This is a genomic window from Nocardia sp. NPDC127579 (assembly GCF_042672005.1).
Classification (GTDB): Bacteria; Actinomycetota; Actinomycetes; order Mycobacteriales; family Mycobacteriaceae; genus Nocardia.
Genome location: NZ_JBHXVZ010000001.1, coordinates 569,659 through 584,527, shown reverse-complemented (window position 1 = coordinate 584,527; position 14,869 = coordinate 569,659). Strand labels below are relative to the sequence as shown.

The window sequence follows — 14,869 nt, the reverse complement described above, 5'->3', positions numbered from 1 at the left end:
CTGTCATTGGCATAATCGGCGGACATGTGGGGGCGCGAGCAAGACGTACTGCGTGAAATGAAGCCGCATCTGGTGCGGGCCGCGAAGTGGAAGCTGGTGGAGGTCACCGGTGGTGTTCTCCTCACAGCGGCGATCTTCCTGATCGGCGTCGCCTACAACGGCGGAAACTGGCGCATCGTTTTCCTGGTTACCGGCGTGCTCGCGCTGGCAGGCGCGGTCGGTGCGTTGGTGTATCTGCGGCGTACTCCGGCTTATCTCGAGCCGGAACCGGGTGAGCCACTGCCCGGCTGGGTTCAGCCGCCGCAGCAGCGATACGGGCCGCAGCCGCCCGGCTACGGCCCGCCACCTGGTTACGGCCCACCGCCCGGGTACGGCCCGCCACCTCCGGGCCCCTACGGACCGCGCGCCTAAAGGCCCTGCTCAGCGGGGGCTGAGCGGTAACCGGGGGGTGGATTTGAATCGAGGAAGCGCGTCGGGCATACTGTTCGGGTTGCCTTGCACGGGGTTATGCCTGAGTCCTATGGATACCTGGTGTAGACCGGAGCGGGGCGAGTGAAAGCAATCATGTACTTCGCCGGTAATTCGGTGTGAGTACGTCCGGGACATGGTTCCCGGCCCGAGAAGAAGTTCTGATCAGGGCCGAGGAATGAGCGCTAGGGCGACACGCCCGACCGCGTGGACCGGAGAACCATGACAGATGAACAGCGGCGAGAGATCGAGCGTGCCTCGATCGTGGTCTCACGTGAGACGTCTTCGTGTGTTCGGGCTGTGTAAATGAGGGTGGTTTCGACCAAGCCCCAGTGCTTGACGAGATCACGAACGAAAGCGGAGAAAAGGACACTTAGCGTGGCGGGACAAAAGATCCGCATCAGGCTCAAGGCCTACGACCACGAGGCGATCGACGCGTCTGCGCGCAAGATCGTCGAGACGGTGACCCGTACCGGGGCCCGTGTGGTCGGCCCGGTGCCGTTGCCCACCGAAAAGAACGTGTACTGCGTCATCCGCTCGCCGCACAAGTACAAGGACTCGCGCGAGCACTTCGAGATGCGCACGCACAAGCGGCTTATCGACATCCTCGACCCGACGCCGAAGACGGTTGACGCGCTCATGCGCATCGACCTGCCGGCCAGCGTCGACGTCAACATTCAGTGACGGGGACTCGAGACATGACTACTGACAACAAGAGCAGGCCCGCGGCCGGCATCCTGGGCACCAAGCTCGGTATGACCCAGGTGTTCGACGACAAGAACCGCGTCGTCCCCGTGACCGTCATCAAGGCCGGACCGAACGTCGTTACCCAGATCCGCACCGAGGAGCGCGACGGCTACAGCGCCGTGCAGATCGCTTTCGGCGCCATCGACCCGCGCAAGGTGAACAAGCCGGTCTCCGGCCAGTTCGCCAAGGCCGGTGTCACCCCGCGCCGCCACGTTGCCGAGATCCGCGTCGCCGACGCCTCCTCCTTCGAGATCGGCCAGGAACTCTCGGCCGACGTGTTCGAAGAGGGCACCTACGTCGACGTCACCGGCACCAGCAAGGGCAAGGGCTTCGCCGGCACCATGAAGCGTCACGGCTTCGCCGGCCAGGGCGCCTCGCACGGTGCGCAGGCTGTGCACCGTCGTCCCGGTTCCATCGGTGGTTGCGCTACCCCCGGCCGCGTGTTCAAGGGCATGCGCATGTCGGGCCGGATGGGCAACGACCGCGTCACCACCCAGAACCTCTCGGTTCACAAGGTGGACGCCGAGAACGGCCTGCTGCTGATCAAGGGAGCGATCCCGGGTCGCAAGGGCGGCGTCGTGATCGTCAAGAGCGCCGTGAAGGGTGGTGCGCACGCATGACCAGCCTCGAGAAGAAGGCCAACCTGACGCTGCCGGTCAAGGAGATCGGTGGCAAGACCAATGGCACCGTCGAGCTCCCCGCGGAGATCTTCGACGTGACCGCCAACATCGCACTGATGCACCAGGTCGTTGTCGCGCAGCTGGCCGCCGCTCGCCAGGGCACCCACTCCACGAAGACTCGTGGCGAGGTCTCCGGCGGTGGCAAGAAGCCGTACCGGCAGAAGGGCACCGGTCGCGCCCGCCAGGGTTCGACCCGCGCACCGCAGTTCGTCGGCGGTGGCACCGTGCACGGTCCGCAGCCGCGCGACTACAGCCAGCGCACCCCGAAGAAGATGAAGGCCGCCGCCCTGCGTGGCGCCCTCTCCGACCGGGCGCGCAACGAGCGTATCCACGTGGTCACCGAACTGGTCGCGGGTCAGACCCCGTCGACCAAGACCGCCAAGACCTTCCTGTCCGAGCTCTCGGATCGCAAGAAGTTCCTGGTTGTCGTCGGCCGCGAGGACGTCGCCGCGTGGAAGAGCGTGGCGAACCTGGAGAACGTGCAGCCGATCGCCCCGGATCAGCTCAACACCTACGACGTGCTCTACAGCGACGAAGTGGTGTTCAGCGTCGAGGCTCTGAACGCGTTCGTTCACGGCCCGGCCGAGGCGGCTCAGGAGGAGAGCAAGTGACCACCATCGCCGACCCCCGCGACATCCTGCTGGCTCCGGTCATCTCGGAGAAGTCCTATGGACTGATCGAGGAAGGCACCTACACCTTCATCGTGCACCCGGACTCCAACAAGACGCAGATCAAGATCGCCGTCGAGAAGGTCTTCGGCGTGAAGGTGACCAGCGTCAACACCGCCAACCGTCAGGGCAAGCGCAAGCGGACCCGCTTCGGTTACGGCAAGCGCAAGGACACCAAGCGCGCGCTCGTGACCATCTCGGCCGACAGCAAGCCCATCGAGATCTTCGGAGGCCCGGTCGCGTAAGCGCCTGGGAATCCAGAAAGTAGAGAAGAACTCATGGCAATTCGCAAGTACAAGCCGACAACCCCGGGCCGCCGCGGGTCGTCCGTCTCGGACTTCGCCGAGATCACCCGGTCGACCCCCGAGAAGTCGCTGATCCGTCCGCTCACCAAGAGCGGTGGTCGTAACGCCCACGGTCGCATCACCACCCGGCATCGCGGTGGCGGCCACAAGCGTGCCTACCGTCTGATCGACTTCCGTCGTTTGGACAAGGACGGCATCCCGGCCAAGGTCGCGCACATCGAGTACGACCCCAACCGCACCGCCAACATCGCGCTGCTGCACTACCGCGACGGCGAGAAGCGCTACATCATCGCCCCCAAGGGCGTGACGCAGGGCACCCCGATCGAGTCCGGCCCCACCGCCGACATCAAGCCGGGTAACAACCTGCCGCTGCGCAACATCCCGACCGGTACCACCATCCACGCGGTGGAGCTGCGTCCCGGCGGCGGCGCCAAGCTGGCCCGTTCGGCCGGTATGAGCATCCAGCTGCTGGGCAAGGAAGGGCCGTACGCGACCCTGCGTATGCCCTCCGGTGAAATCCGTCGCGTCGACGTGCGCTGCCGCGCCACCGTCGGCGAGGTCGGCAACGCCGAGCAGTCGAACATCAACTGGGGCAAGGCCGGCCGCATGCGCTGGAAGGGCCGTCGCCCCACGGTCCGTGGTGTCGTCATGAACCCGGTCGACCACCCGCACGGTGGTGGTGAAGGCAAGACCTCCGGTGGTCGCCACCCGGTCTCGCCGTGGGGTCAGCCGGAAGGCCGCACCCGCAAGCCCAACCGCCCGAGCGACAAGCTCATCGTCCGCCGTCGCAAGACCGGCAAGAAGCGCTAAGGAGGAGGTAGAAAATGCCACGCAGCCTGAAGAAGGGCCCGTTCGTCGACGACCACCTCCTCGCGAAGGTGGACGTGCAGAACGAGAAGGGCACCAAGCAGGTCATCAAGACCTGGTCCCGTCGTTCGACCATCATCCCCGATTTCATCGGCCACACCTTTGCCGTCCACGACGGTCGCAAGCATGTGCCGGTGTTCGTCTCGGACAACATGGTCGGGCACAAGCTGGGTGAATTCGCGCCCACTCGGACGTTCAAGAGCCACGTCAAGGAAGACCGGAAGAGCAAGCGGCGATGACCACTGAGACTCAGAACCCGACTGCGCGGGCGACCGCGAAGCACGTGCGCGTCACTCCGATGAAGGCTCGTCGTGTCGTGGACCTGGTCCGCGGCAAGCGAGTCGAGGAGGCCCTGGCGATCCTGAAGTTCGCGCCGCAGGCCGCGAGCGAGCCGGTCGCCAAGGTCGTGGCCAGTGCCGCGGCGAACGCCGAGAACAACCTCGGCCTGAACCCGTCGACCCTGGTCATCGCGACCGCGTACGTCGACGAGGGCGCCACCATGAAGCGTTTCCAGCCGCGGGCCCAGGGCCGCGCGTTCCGGATCCGCAAGCGCACCAGCCACATCACTATCGAGGTCGAGAGCGTTCCCACCGCCGGTGGTGCCACTCGTAACCGCCGGAAGGGAGGGGCAAAGTAAATGGGACAGAAGATCAATCCCCATGGCTTCCGCCTCGGTATCACCACCGACTGGAAGTCGCGTTGGTACGCGGACAAGCAGTACGCGGACTACGTGAAGGAAGACGTCGCGATCCGCAAGCTCCTCGCCAATGGCATGGAGCGGGCCGGCATCTCCAAGGTGGAGATCGAGCGCACCCGTGACCGGGTTCGCGTCGACATCCACACCGCTCGTCCGGGCATCGTCATCGGCCGCCGTGGCGCCGAGGCCGATCGCATTCGCGCCGAGCTGGAGAAGCTCACCAAGAAGCAGGTGCAGCTGAACATCCTCGAGGTCAAGAACCCCGAGTCGGATGCGCAGCTCGTCGCTCAGGGTGTGGCCGAGCAGCTGTCCAACCGTGTGGCGTTCCGTCGCGCGATGCGTAAGGCCATCCAGTCGGCCATGCGTTCGCCGAACGTCAAGGGCATCCGTGTGCAGTGCTCGGGCCGCCTCGGTGGTGCCGAAATGTCGCGCTCGGAGTTCTACCGTGAGGGTCGCGTTCCGCTGCACACCCTGCGTGCGGACATCGACTACGGCCTCTACGAGGCCAAGACCACCTTCGGTCGCATCGGCGTGAAGGTCTGGATCTACAAGGGCGACATCGTCGGTGGCAAGCGTGAGCTGACCGCCGCTGCCGCTCCGGCCGGCGGTCGTGACGACCGTCCGCGTCGCGAGCGTCCGTCGCGCCCGCGTCGGTCCGGCTCCGCCGGTACCACGGCGACCAGCACCGAGGCCGGGCGCGCCGCCACTGCTGTGGCGGAGGCTCCGGCAGAGAATCAGGAGGGCTGACGCCATGCTGATGCCTCGCAAGGTCAAGCACCGCAAGCAGCATCACCCCGGCCGTTCCGGCATGGCCAAGGGCGGCACCTCGGTGGCGTTCGGCGAGTTCGGTATCCAGGCGCTGGAGCCGGCTTACGTCACCAACCGGCAGATCGAGTCGGCTCGTATCGCGATGACCCGCCACATCAAGCGTGGCGGCAAGATCTGGATCAACATCTACCCGGATCGCCCGCTGACCAAGAAGCCTGCCGAGACCCGCATGGGTTCCGGTAAGGGTTCGCCGGAGTGGTGGGTCGCGAACGTCAAGCCCGGTCGCGTGATGTTCGAAATGTCTTACCCCAACGAGGAGATCGCTCGCGAGGCCCTGCGTCGCGCGATGCACAAGCTCCCCATGAAGTGCAGGATCGTGACCAGGGAGGAGCAGTTCTGATGGCTACCGGAACACCGGCCGCAGAGCTCCGCGAGCTCACCGAAGAGGAACTCGTTTCCCGCCTGCGCGAGTCCAAGGAAGAGCTGTTCAATCTGCGCTTCCAGATGGCGACGGGTCAGCTGGACAACAACCGTCGTCTGCGCGTCGTCCGTCACGAGATCGCGCGCATCTACACGGTCATGCGTGAGCGCGAGCTCGGTCTGGCCACCGGACCCGCTGGCAAGGGAGATGCGGCATGAGCGAGAACAAGGAAGAGCGCAACAGCCGCAAGGTTCGTGTCGGCTACGTTGTCTCGGACAAGATGAACAAGACGATCGTCGTCGAGCTGGAAGACCGTAACCGGCACAAGCTCTACGGCAAGATCATTCGCACCACCTCCAAGGTGAAGGCGCACGACGAGAACGAGGTCGCCGGTGTCGGCGACCGCGTTCAGCTGATGGAAACCCGTCCGCTGTCGGCCACCAAGCGCTGGCGTCTGGTCGAGGTCCTGGAGAAGGCCAAGTAAGCCTTATTCACGACTGATCAAGTCACTACGAAGGCCCGCTTCTCTCCGGAAGCGGGCCTTCGTAGTATTACTCGGGGAGTCGCTCCAAGGCGCGTATGGCTCGCTTCCGCACCGGTGGATGCGGGTCGTCGACGAGTGGTTCGATGAGGTGCCGGACGCCGGTGGCCTTCATTTGAACCAGTGCCTTGATCGCCGACTCACGGGCGCCGCTGCCCAAGTAGCTGATCGCCAGTTCGCGCGCCTCCACCGTTTTGACTTTGCCGAGGTATGCGACGAGGTCGCCTCTGTGCGTCCCCTCTGGCAGGTCGGAGAGAAGCTCCGCGATCTGCTCGAAGTTGTGCTTTGTGGCGATCAAGCCCAACCCGGTGCAGGCCCAGTCCCGATGTGGCAGTGGAAGGGGGGGTCGGCGGTTCAGCTGAGCGATCAGGAGATCGATGGCTTGCTGATTGCCTCGGGCCGCAGGGTCGATCAGATTTCGAATGAGACCTGCCCGGATCCCCGAGCGATGTTCGGTTTCAGGGCCCGGGATCTTTTTCTCGAGGTCGGTGAGCCAATCGATGAAGATCGGAATGCCCTGCGGGATGGTGCGTGGCCCGTTGGAAAGATCGCTGAGCGTGTAGCAGGGGACACCAACCGCAGCGAGTTCTTCCATGATCCGCCGGTCGAACCCGCGCTGTCCGTGCTTGTATCGAGCAGGTAGGTCGCTCATCCACTCGGTGCTGCCGTCTTCGCTCCCATAAGGCATGCGCGCATATTTGATGATGTTCATGTCTTCGGTCCGTCATCGAGTTCCATCCGTACCAGTTCTACCTTTCCTTCCTCGATCAGGCGTTGAATGTCAGGATCGGTGATCTTCGTGCGGTGATCGACGATCAATGTGTGCGTATAGCCGTTCTCCTGCGCCCACTGAGCCTGGATCTTGATCTGCTCGACTGCTCTGTCCGGACCGTATGCGTCCTCGCCGAGGATATTGACGTTCTTCACCTCGGTGACCTGGTGATTCAATTCATCGATTCGGTCCGGGATCGATGAAACGTCGCCGTTCTGGCCGGTTATCGTAATCTTCCGCTTCGGCAGGGTCGGGTCGATCCCGGCGCGTAGTTCAGCTTCCTCGCCCGCGGCCTTGTTTTGGCTGGGCGGTCGGCTGATGTATTGGGTGCTACGTGGTGTTCGACCCAGGATCGACGACAGGAAGGCGAGTTCGGCCGTGACCATCGCATAGATTCCGGTGTTCGAGGAGACGGCGTTCTTGACCTTCTCTTCGATGTTGCCCAGCCGGTCGGAGATCGTTTGTGCGTTAGCGGTTCTGGTGGTGTCCCAGGTGAAGTCGATCGATTTCTCGGCGATCGGGTTCTTCGCCACAGCCTTATCCGCCTCGTAGGTGAGCTCGAGTCCGCGCAGGAGCTTCAGCGTGAGTCGGCAGTCGTCTTTGGCGGATTTGGCGGTCGCCGCGACCTGGGTGCAGGCCAGTCCCAGGTATTTCGCACCGTTCGAGAAGGCTTCGATGGCATCGCACACCGCACCGACATCGCGGACGTAGCCGGCGAGAATCGGATCTTCGCGTTCGGACTCCGCCGGGAACGTGTCCAGGACAGTGCGATAGATATTGTCGGCGTAGTCCTGGTTTCTGGTGCCGTAGTCGGTGAAATGCTTTCCGGCATCGGCGATCCTGGCCTCGTCGCAATCGGCCCAGACCCGTAGGTTCTTGGCCTTCACCACATCCTCGATGATGGTCCAGTGGTCCGGATTACCTTCGGTCGCACCGATCGAAAAATCGGTGGGGTGCAGATTCCTGGTCAAGGTAGTTCCGGCGGGCACGTCCGGGATAGCTTGCTGGGTGCCCGGGTGCGAGTTGTTCTCCGCGCGTGCGACGTTCTGGCCCGCGGTGTAGATCTGAATGCCGAGCGCGTTGGCCGCCATCACCGCGGTCGACCCGGCTTCGAACACGTCCGAGGCGGATTGGTCGAAGCTCTTCGCCCAGCCGGGGCCTCCGTAGGGATACAACCCGGCAGAGCGCGGGGTGTCCAAAGCCTCGTCGAGTTCGCGAAGGTCGTTTTCCAGAACGGAACTCGCTGCGATCAGCAATCCGCCTACCAGGTAATACGACCCGGGATCGACCTTGGTCATAGCCCGTTCCGGATCATCACGATCGCATCTCCCGGTTGGCTTGCTCAGCCTCGAGATAGTTCGTTCGGGCGGTCGCGGCCTGGTCGCGGATCGCTCGGATCTCGGCAAGCAGCTCGGTCGCGTCGGCCTGCCACGATGTGTGGCGGGTGGCGTAGGCGGCTGCCGCGCTGCCCGTGAAATGTTGCAGGACCCCAGCCGCGGTGCGTTCGACACTGGTGTTGTGTTCGGCGATCGTGGTGATCTGCTGGTCCAGCAGAGTGATGAACTCCTGCATCGCGTCGAGGTCGTAACTGTGTGCGCTCAAGGCAGATCCAAGCTCGACCCTGCTGTCGAAATGTCGTCGGCGTTCGCCTGATCCTGACCGAGGATCTCGGTGGCCACCGTGTTCAAGGCTGCCGCCTGCTGCTCCAGCTTCCCGATGTGGGCGACGAGGCGAGGACGGAGCTCGTCCCAGGTGGTGCTTACGTGGTCGGCTGCCGCGCCGGTCCACAAATCCTTCAATCGGGTGTGTTCGGTGCCGATCGTTGCGAGAGCTTCCGTGAGCTGGACTTGGAGGGATCGGAGATCATTCGCGCCCTGATTCAGTACCGCCGGGTCGACCAGTAGACTCACGCCCGCCCCTCCCCGATACCGTGCACTATCTGAAAGCGTATCGAGCCAAAAATCGCCCAGCAAGGTGGTAAACCGTTGGACTGGAGAGCAACTGCCCCGCAAGAGGTGCAGCAGGACTTCGACACGCTGCTCCGCGACGCGGTCGACGCAGTGGCCCGGATACTTGCCGAAGTCGATTCCTTCGAACCGTTGATGCTGGTCATCGATCGCTCCGGTCGAAAAGGGATGCGGTCGAGTCAGTCGCACGGTTCGACTACCGACGAGCAGGCGATCATCGATGGTCTGCAAATCGTTGGCGATCGAATTGCGTTGCGCGCCAGAGCGTCTGTGTTCGACGTGACGGTGTCGAAGCCGTTCACCGGAACCGCGATCAAGACCGTGCTCGAACACCGCGCCGGCTGGGCGCTCGACGTCCTGGTCCCGTACCTGGTGAGCCGGGACGAGATTCGCATCGATCTCGATGCCGCCGATGGCGCGGTCGGTATTCGGCGATTGTGGGTCGAACCCGAGTGATTCGCCTTCGGTGACGGCGGCTAGGTCAGGCCCGCGCGGGCTAGGAGGTAGGTGGTGAGGGGCTGGTAGTGGGTGGGGAGGATGCCGTCGTCGAGGGGGACGGTGGTGGTGAGTTTGCCTTCGGCGTGGGCGGCGAAGAGGGCGGGGTCGTTGCAGTCGGCGAAGCCGACGGTTTCGATGCCGGCTTCGGCGGCGGCGCCGGCCCAGCCGTGGTCGGCCATGACCAGGTCGGGCCAGGTGCCGGTGCCGTGGAGTTCGGAGAGCATGGCCTGCATGGGTTGTGGGTCGTGCGTGTGGCGGTAGTCGCCGGTGCGGCTGACCAGGGCGGCTACGCCTGAGGTATAGGTGATTTCGCGGTATTTGAGACCGTCGGTGGTGGAGGCGTAGCTCCAGTTGGCGGCGGGGGTGGGGATGCGGCATCCGGCGGCGGTGAGTTTCGCGGCGACGGCACGGTAGACGCCCATCAGGGTCGCGGGATGACCGGTGGCGAACAGGACCGTGCAGCGGGTGCGTGCGGCATGCGCGATGCGCGCGGCCATCACGTCGAGGGCGTCGATGGTGCGGTCCGGATCGATGGTGTCGACGCCGTGCGTGTGGCCGGGATCGGGGCTGACCCCGCAGAGCCGGGCCATCATGGCGAGCGTCTCGTCGAAGGTCCAGTCCCGCAGCCGCAGCCCGAACTGGTAGCCGGGGTCGCGGGCCACCATGAGCCGGAAGTTGGCCAGATTCGCCTCCCGCGAGGTGGCCACCTCCCCGGCGATCCGGGTGCGAACCAGATGTTCGCGCAATGTCTCTCGATCGATCCGGGACCCGCTCGCGACCGCCATACCTCCACTGTGCACGTTCCCCGGTGTGCGCGCTAGACGCCCAGGCGTAGTACCAGACCGTCCCGAATGTCAGCCAGGTTCATACGCGGCTCAGCATTTGCGGTCGATGAGGTCGAACGAGCGGTAATGGTCGGCGGTGTAGTAATCCTCCTCGACCGCCTGCCCGGTGACGATGCGGCGAGCGCCGCGCGTGGGCGAACCGGGGGTTTCGACGGTGTACTCGTGGTAATAGCCGGCCGACTGCCCCGGCAGGATACCCTCGCGGTTCTGGAATACGGTCCCGTCCTGCCGGTACGGGAACGGGCCCTGGTTCGCTATGAGCTCGAGGGTGTGATGGGCTTGGGCGGGCAGGCCGGAGTAACAGATTCGACCGACCGCGGCGCTCGCCGGGGCTACTGTGGGTCCGCCGATCAGGAGGACGGAGACGAGGGCGGCCGCGCCGCCGAGCGTGGTGAACGAGATTCGCATACACCATGATTCGTGCGCCGAAATCGCCCAGTCAATGCCGATCATGCTGCGGTTCACAACAATTCGCCTCCGCCAACTGGGCTGTCACGCCCAGGACGCGCGAACTTCACTGTGCGGTAACCGGATCGGGCCCCACACGCGATGCCCATATGCGGGTGCGCTAGACACCCACGGCGTCCCGCGGCACCATCGCCCGCCGATGCAGCGCGCCTACCACCAGCGCCAGCAGCACGCCCACCCCGATCCCCAATCCGCCCGAAACGGCGAAGCCCGCCCGGTACCCGCCCCAATCGATGGTGATCCCGGCGAGCCCGCTGCCGAGCCCGTTGCCGAGCATCAGGGCCGCGCCGTGCCACCCGATCGCCTCGCCGCGCCCGCCTTCGGGAACAAGGCGGCTGAGCTGGTCGAGTGAGGCGGTCAGGGTCGGCGCGCACAGCAGTCCGGAGAAGAGTCCGACCACGCCGAGCGTGAAAGCGTTGTCGGCCAGGGCCATCGGCAGTGTGACGACGCCGAGCCCGGCCAGCAGCAGGTAGGCGGAGATCGGCCGGTGCAGCGCACCGTAGATCAGTCCGCCGACCAGAGACCCGAATCCCCAGATGGCGAGCACCACGCCCAGCCATCGCTGCTGGTCGAACTCGCGCATGGCGGCGACGTAGATCAGTTCGCAGGCGGCGAGCAGTGTGATGGCGGCGCAGCCGCCGACGCAGAGCGCCGCGAATTCGGTTCCGAACCAGGTCTTGCGGGGCACGGTGGCGCTGTCGGTCCGGTCGCCGCCGCGCAGTGGCGGATCGAGCAGCCACAGCAGTACGCCGACCAGCACGATCGCCATCTGCATGCAGAACAGTGCGACCGTCGTCGACAGGAACGCGGTCAGCGCCACACCGAGTATCGGCCCGACCATGAACGCGGCTTCGACGGAGGCGGCTTCCAGTGCCAGCGCTGATTGCCGGTTCTGCTCGGTGGTCGCCCCGATGACGGCTTGCCGGACGACGGTGAACACCGGGATGGAGAACAGTCCCGCGAGTGAGGCGAGGCCGAGTAGCACCCAGTAGCCGGCGAACGGCGCGATGGCCCAGCAGATCGCGGTGACCACGATCGAGGGAAGGATGGTGCGGCGCAATCCGATTCGGTCGAGGAACCGTCCGCGCCACGGGCTGCTGGCGGCCACGCACAGGGTGACGATCCCGCTCAGCACTCCGGCCTGGACGTAGGAACCGTGCAGTGTCTGGACCACGTGCAGGGCTAGCAGGACGCCGCCGGCGAAGAACGGGATGCGCACCAATGCTCCGAGTACGAGCATGTTCCGCACCGTCGGGTTGGTCAGCACTTCCCGATAGGACCGCACCGAACGAGAGTGTCACGGGCCGGATCGGCGCGCCAGGGATTTATCCCATGAATACCCACCCTTGCGTTATACGTATACATCTACTTATAGTGGCGATACGCAATAACCGCAGATCGAAGTGGGACGACGGGCCGAGAGCAAGGGGCACCGCCGCTACTAGACCCATGCAAAATTGCGCATTCACTAATGGAAATGAGGGGAATCATGTCCACCGATCCGCAACCCGTCGATGTCACGAAAAGTCCGGGCGAATTCGAGCAGATCACCCTTCGGGTCGGTCCCGGCGGCCACCGCGCCCAGCGCTTCTTCGGCCGGCAGATCACCGAGACGCGCGAGGCCGGCACGTCGGGTATCACCGTGACGCGGGTCTACCGAAGCCGCAAGGGCAAGTACGTGATTCACAAGCGCCGGTCCAACTGGCTCGACCTGGCCGACGTCCGCTCCTGGGGAACCGATTGGAAGAGCTGGGTTTCGCAGTCCGTCGACCCGCTGGGCGATGGGCCGGGAACAGGTGACTACACCGTCGACATCGTCGACACGCTCGAGGAGCTCCGCGCGCACGTGCCCGCCCGGGCCTGTGCCGAAGTCACCGATGTCGCCACGCACCCGCTCGCTCAGGACCTCGACGTCTGACGTCGAGACCCCGAAAGGATCCTCGTCCCCATGTTTGCTCGACTCGGGCGCGTCGTCGTCCACCACCCGTGGAAGGTGATCGGCCTGTGGGTCGCCGCCATCGTCGCGGTCCTGGCCGCCGCGCCGGAATTCGCCTCCACCACAGACCAATCCGCCTTCCTGCCCTCGCACTACGAGTCCATCAAGGCGATGGAGTTGCAGGAGCGGGCGTTTCCGCAGAACTCCGCGCCCGCCGCGCTCATCGTGGTGGCCCGGGTGGATGGCGCGCCGCTGACCGAAGCCGACTCCGCCTCGGTGCTGGCGACCGCCACCGAACTCGCCGGTGAGCGCGTCGAGGGTGTCACCGGCGTGCACGCCACCCCACCCTCGGAGAACCGCCTGATCCAGGTGATCGCGGTGCAGATGGACAAGGTCACCAACCCCGCCGATTCCACCCAGGGCGACGCGGTGAAGGAACTGCGTGAACAGCTGAAGCCGCGGGTGGCGGGTACCGACCTGAAGGCCGGGATCACCGGCATGGCGGCGTCCACCCTGGATCAGACCGAATCCAGCGAGAAGGGCATGGCGATCATCGGCGTCACCACGATCGTGCTGATTCTGGTGCTGCTCCTGGTGATCTTCCGCAGCCCGGTGATCGCGCTGCTGCCGATCATCGTCATCGGCGCCATCTCCGGCTCGGTCAACGGACTGATCGCCATGGCCGCCAAGGCTTTCGACCTCGAGATGGACACCTCGGTGAACGCCATCCTGCTGGTCGTGCTGTTCGGTGTCGGCACCGACTACATCCTGTTCCTGATGTTCCGCTACCGGGAGCGCCTGCGCGCCGGTGAGGACCCGAAGACCGCCATGGTCAGCAGCGTTACCCGCGTCGGTGAAGCGATCACCTCGGCGGCGGGCGCGGTGATCATCGCGTTCATGGCACTGGTGCTGTCCAGTCTCGGCATGTTCCGGGCGCTGGGTCCGGCGCTGGCGATCGCGGTCGCGGTGGCGCTGCTGGCCGGTTTGACGCTGGTGCCCGCCGTGGTCTCGCTGCTCGGGACCAAGGTGTTCTGGCCGTCGAAGGCGTGGCGCAATGAGCCGAAAGGCGCGCGGTTCGCGGCGATCGGCCAGGCCCTGGGCCGGCGGCCCGGCGCGTTCGCCGTGGTCTCGGGCGGTGTGCTGGTGGCGCTCGGTGTGCTGGCCGCGGGATTCAATCCCACCTTCGACCTCGGCTCCGGGGCAACGACCGACGCCTCCGAATCCGTGGTCTACAACAAGGAATTGCTGAAGGGCCTGCCCGCGGGCGCCACGCAGCCCTCGGATGTGCTGCTGCATTCGCCCGGTGGACCGCTCACCACCGAACAGCTCGACGCCTACCGGGTCGCGCTGACCCAGGTGCCAGGCGTCGGGCAGGTCGGAGCGGCGCAGCTCTCGGCGGACCGTACGGTCGCCGACTTCCAGGTGACCCTGGCGCACGCGCCGGAGTCCGACGCGGCGCTGGATACGGTCAAGGGCCCGCTGCGCGAGATCGCGCACGCGGCCGCGCCGCCCGGGACCACCGCCGCGGTCGGCGGAATCACCTCGGTGTTCGTCGATTTCAAGGCCGCGATGAACCACGACTACGCGCTGGTGTTCCCGGTGGCGGCGGTGCTGATCATGCTTGTGCTCGCGCTGCTGCTGCGCAGTCTAGTGGCGCCCTGGTACCTGATGGTCTCGGTGTTCCTCGGCTTCGCCGCCACGCTGGGCGCGACGGTGCTGGTGTTCCAGCACATTCAGGGTGACTCCGGGCTGATCTTCACGCTGCCGGTGATCATGTACCTGTTCGTCGTAGCGCTCGGCACGGACTACAACATCCTGATGGTCGCCCGCCTGCGGGAGGAGGCCCAGGAGGGCCGCAGCCCGCGAGAAGCCGCCGCGCTGGCGCTGCGGCACACCGGGCCGACGGTGGCGGCCGCCGGAGTCATTCTCGCGGGCACCTTCGCCTCGATGATGTTGGCGGGCAACAACACTCTCTCGCAGATGGGGTTCGCGATCTCCGTCGGCATCGGGATCGCCGCGTTCGTGATGGCCATGTTCTTCACACCGGCGGTGACCGCGCTGTTCGGGCGGGCGGCCTGGTGGCCGGGGCACGGTGACCGGCCCGAGCGCGGCCCGGATCGGCCGCACGAGCCCGCCACGGTGGGAGCGAACAGCGGGGGATGGCAGCCTTGATCGAAAGGCAGTGGCCCGCTTCCGGTTTCGGAGGCGGGTCGTTGTCGTT

Annotated in this window: 22 protein-coding genes; 15 read left to right on the top strand and 7 right to left on the bottom strand. The window is 65.5% G+C overall.

The window, feature by feature from the left end; all coding sequences use genetic code 11:
• Positions 1-24: 24 nt before the first annotated feature.
• The 12 genes from ACFVMC_RS02385 to rpsQ all read left to right on the top strand — a co-directional run bounded on the left by ACFVMC_RS02385 (position 25) and on the right by rpsQ (position 6,105).
• Positions 25-411, top strand: coding sequence for a hypothetical protein (locus ACFVMC_RS02385; protein ID WP_379206137.1), 387 nt, complete (start codon positions 25-27; stop codon positions 409-411).
• Between the two features lie 435 nt (positions 412-846).
• The gene (gene rpsJ / locus ACFVMC_RS02380) at positions 847-1,152 is read left to right on the top strand and encodes a 30S ribosomal protein S10 (RefSeq protein WP_003938093.1); all 306 of its coding nucleotides are present in this window, start codon (positions 847-849) and stop codon (positions 1,150-1,152) included.
• A 14-nt stretch (positions 1,153-1,166) separates the two neighbouring features.
• Positions 1,167-1,835, top strand: a complete 669-nt coding sequence (gene rplC, locus ACFVMC_RS02375; protein ID WP_379206135.1) for a 50S ribosomal protein L3 — start codon at positions 1,167-1,169, stop codon at positions 1,833-1,835.
• On the top strand, positions 1,832-2,506 hold the full coding sequence (rplD, locus tag ACFVMC_RS02370) for a 50S ribosomal protein L4 (RefSeq protein ID WP_379206133.1): 675 nt from the start codon (positions 1,832-1,834) through the stop codon (positions 2,504-2,506). Before rplC ends, rplD begins: the two co-directional genes overlap by 4 nt.
• Positions 2,503-2,808, top strand: coding sequence for a 50S ribosomal protein L23 (rplW, locus tag ACFVMC_RS02365; protein WP_040686547.1), 306 nt, complete (start codon positions 2,503-2,505; stop codon positions 2,806-2,808). The genes rplD and rplW overlap by 4 nt, the downstream gene beginning before the upstream one ends.
• Positions 2,809-2,841: 33 nt before the next feature.
• Entirely contained in the window at positions 2,842-3,678 is an 837-nt protein-coding gene (gene rplB, locus ACFVMC_RS02360; RefSeq protein WP_036533184.1) for a 50S ribosomal protein L2, read from the top strand.
• A 14-nt stretch (positions 3,679-3,692) separates the two neighbouring features.
• Entirely contained in the window at positions 3,693-3,974 is a 282-nt protein-coding gene (gene rpsS / locus ACFVMC_RS02355; protein WP_039795442.1) for a 30S ribosomal protein S19, read from the top strand.
• Positions 3,971-4,372, top strand: coding sequence for a 50S ribosomal protein L22 (rplV, locus tag ACFVMC_RS02350; protein WP_379206131.1), 402 nt, complete (start codon positions 3,971-3,973; stop codon positions 4,370-4,372). The genes rpsS and rplV overlap by 4 nt, the downstream gene beginning before the upstream one ends.
• A complete protein-coding gene (gene rpsC, locus ACFVMC_RS02345; RefSeq protein WP_379206129.1) occupies positions 4,373-5,179 on the top strand; it encodes a 30S ribosomal protein S3 in 807 nt (268 codons plus the stop codon). It begins immediately after the preceding gene.
• Positions 5,180-5,183: 4 nt separating this feature from the next.
• Entirely contained in the window at positions 5,184-5,600 is a 417-nt protein-coding gene (rplP, locus tag ACFVMC_RS02340; protein WP_379206127.1) for a 50S ribosomal protein L16, read from the top strand.
• Positions 5,600-5,839 (top strand): 50S ribosomal protein L29, encoded by a 240-nt coding sequence (gene rpmC / locus ACFVMC_RS02335; protein WP_011207272.1) that lies wholly within the window; start codon positions 5,600-5,602, stop codon positions 5,837-5,839. The genes rplP and rpmC overlap by 1 nt, the downstream gene beginning before the upstream one ends.
• The gene (rpsQ, locus tag ACFVMC_RS02330; RefSeq protein WP_379206125.1) at positions 5,836-6,105 is read left to right on the top strand and encodes a 30S ribosomal protein S17; all 270 of its coding nucleotides are present in this window, start codon (positions 5,836-5,838) and stop codon (positions 6,103-6,105) included. The genes rpmC and rpsQ overlap by 4 nt, the downstream gene beginning before the upstream one ends.
• A 67-nt stretch (positions 6,106-6,172) precedes the next feature.
• Here the strand turns inward: rpsQ and ACFVMC_RS02325 are convergent, their stop codons facing one another.
• From ACFVMC_RS02325 to ACFVMC_RS02310, 4 genes are read right to left on the bottom strand one after another with little or no spacing between them, the layout of a single operon-like run.
• Positions 6,173-6,874 carry a HEAT repeat domain-containing protein gene (locus ACFVMC_RS02325; protein WP_379206123.1) on the bottom strand — a complete coding sequence of 234 codons (702 nt, stop codon included), beginning with the start codon at positions 6,872-6,874 and terminating at the stop codon, positions 6,173-6,175.
• A complete protein-coding gene (locus ACFVMC_RS02320) occupies positions 6,871-8,232 on the bottom strand; it encodes a putative toxin (protein ID WP_379206121.1) in 1,362 nt (453 codons plus the stop codon). Before ACFVMC_RS02320 ends, ACFVMC_RS02325 begins: the two co-directional genes overlap by 4 nt.
• 16 nt (positions 8,233-8,248) lie before the next feature.
• Positions 8,249-8,536 carry a WXG100 family type VII secretion target gene (locus ACFVMC_RS02315; RefSeq protein WP_379206119.1) on the bottom strand — a complete coding sequence of 96 codons (288 nt, stop codon included), beginning with the start codon at positions 8,534-8,536 and terminating at the stop codon, positions 8,249-8,251.
• Positions 8,533-9,132 (bottom strand): WXG100 family type VII secretion target, encoded by a 600-nt coding sequence (locus tag ACFVMC_RS02310; RefSeq protein WP_379206117.1) that lies wholly within the window; start codon positions 9,130-9,132, stop codon positions 8,533-8,535. Before ACFVMC_RS02310 ends, ACFVMC_RS02315 begins: the two co-directional genes overlap by 4 nt.
• A 48-nt stretch (positions 9,133-9,180) precedes the next feature.
• Here ACFVMC_RS02310 and ACFVMC_RS02305 point away from each other — a divergent pair, with 48 nt between their 5' ends.
• A complete protein-coding gene (locus ACFVMC_RS02305; RefSeq protein WP_379206116.1) occupies positions 9,181-9,357 on the top strand; it encodes a hypothetical protein in 177 nt (58 codons plus the stop codon).
• 20 nt (positions 9,358-9,377) lie between these two features.
• Here the strand turns inward: ACFVMC_RS02305 and ACFVMC_RS02300 are convergent, their stop codons facing one another.
• The 3 genes from ACFVMC_RS02300 to ACFVMC_RS02290 form a co-directional block, all read right to left on the bottom strand.
• Positions 9,378-10,184: a phosphatase gene (locus ACFVMC_RS02300; protein WP_379206114.1), complete on the bottom strand. Its 807-nt coding sequence runs from the start codon at positions 10,182-10,184 to the stop codon at positions 9,378-9,380.
• Between the two features lie 90 nt (positions 10,185-10,274).
• The gene (locus ACFVMC_RS02295) at positions 10,275-10,652 is read right to left on the bottom strand and encodes a ribonuclease domain-containing protein (RefSeq protein WP_379206112.1); all 378 of its coding nucleotides are present in this window, start codon (positions 10,650-10,652) and stop codon (positions 10,275-10,277) included.
• A gap of 160 nt (positions 10,653-10,812) precedes the next feature.
• A complete protein-coding gene (locus tag ACFVMC_RS02290) occupies positions 10,813-11,997 on the bottom strand; it encodes an MFS transporter (protein ID WP_379206110.1) in 1,185 nt (394 codons plus the stop codon).
• A gap of 204 nt (positions 11,998-12,201) precedes the next feature.
• Here ACFVMC_RS02290 and ACFVMC_RS02285 point away from each other — a divergent pair, with 204 nt between their 5' ends.
• Positions 12,202-12,630, top strand: coding sequence for an EXLDI protein (locus tag ACFVMC_RS02285; RefSeq protein WP_379206109.1), 429 nt, complete (start codon positions 12,202-12,204; stop codon positions 12,628-12,630).
• A 30-nt stretch (positions 12,631-12,660) separates the two neighbouring features.
• A complete protein-coding gene (locus ACFVMC_RS02280) occupies positions 12,661-14,820 on the top strand; it encodes an MMPL family transporter (protein ID WP_379206107.1) in 2,160 nt (719 codons plus the stop codon).
• The last annotated feature ends 49 nt before the right edge of the window (positions 14,821-14,869 follow it).

What these genes read in the sequence shown, in the direction of transcription:
- ACFVMC_RS02385 (WP_379206137.1), top strand. Translation starts at nt 25, where the DNA reads ATGTGGGGGCGCGAGCAAGACGTACTGCGTGAAATGAAGCCGCATCTG.
- rplC (WP_379206135.1), top strand. Translation starts at nt 1,167, where the DNA reads ATGACTACTGACAACAAGAGCAGGCCCGCGGCCGGCATCCTGGGCACC.
- rplD (WP_379206133.1), top strand. Translation starts at nt 1,832, where the DNA reads ATGACCAGCCTCGAGAAGAAGGCCAACCTGACGCTGCCGGTCAAGGAG.
- rplB (WP_036533184.1), top strand. Translation starts at nt 2,842, where the DNA reads ATGGCAATTCGCAAGTACAAGCCGACAACCCCGGGCCGCCGCGGGTCG.
- rpsS (WP_039795442.1), top strand. Translation starts at nt 3,693, where the DNA reads ATGCCACGCAGCCTGAAGAAGGGCCCGTTCGTCGACGACCACCTCCTC.
- rplV (WP_379206131.1), top strand. Translation starts at nt 3,971, where the DNA reads ATGACCACTGAGACTCAGAACCCGACTGCGCGGGCGACCGCGAAGCAC.
- rpsC (WP_379206129.1), top strand. Translation starts at nt 4,373, where the DNA reads ATGGGACAGAAGATCAATCCCCATGGCTTCCGCCTCGGTATCACCACC.
- rplP (WP_379206127.1), top strand. Translation starts at nt 5,184, where the DNA reads ATGCTGATGCCTCGCAAGGTCAAGCACCGCAAGCAGCATCACCCCGGC.
- rpmC (WP_011207272.1), top strand. Translation starts at nt 5,600, where the DNA reads ATGGCTACCGGAACACCGGCCGCAGAGCTCCGCGAGCTCACCGAAGAG.
- rpsQ (WP_379206125.1), top strand. Translation starts at nt 5,836, where the DNA reads ATGAGCGAGAACAAGGAAGAGCGCAACAGCCGCAAGGTTCGTGTCGGC.
- ACFVMC_RS02325 (WP_379206123.1), bottom strand. Translation starts at nt 6,874, where the DNA reads ATGAACATCATCAAATATGCGCGCATGCCTTATGGGAGCGAAGACGGC.
- ACFVMC_RS02320 (WP_379206121.1), bottom strand. Translation starts at nt 8,232, where the DNA reads ATGACCAAGGTCGATCCCGGGTCGTATTACCTGGTAGGCGGATTGCTG.
- ACFVMC_RS02300 (WP_379206114.1), bottom strand. Translation starts at nt 10,184, where the DNA reads ATGGCGGTCGCGAGCGGGTCCCGGATCGATCGAGAGACATTGCGCGAA.
- ACFVMC_RS02295 (WP_379206112.1), bottom strand. Translation starts at nt 10,652, where the DNA reads ATGCGAATCTCGTTCACCACGCTCGGCGGCGCGGCCGCCCTCGTCTCC.
- ACFVMC_RS02285 (WP_379206109.1), top strand. Translation starts at nt 12,202, where the DNA reads ATGTCCACCGATCCGCAACCCGTCGATGTCACGAAAAGTCCGGGCGAA.
- ACFVMC_RS02280 (WP_379206107.1), top strand. Translation starts at nt 12,661, where the DNA reads ATGTTTGCTCGACTCGGGCGCGTCGTCGTCCACCACCCGTGGAAGGTG.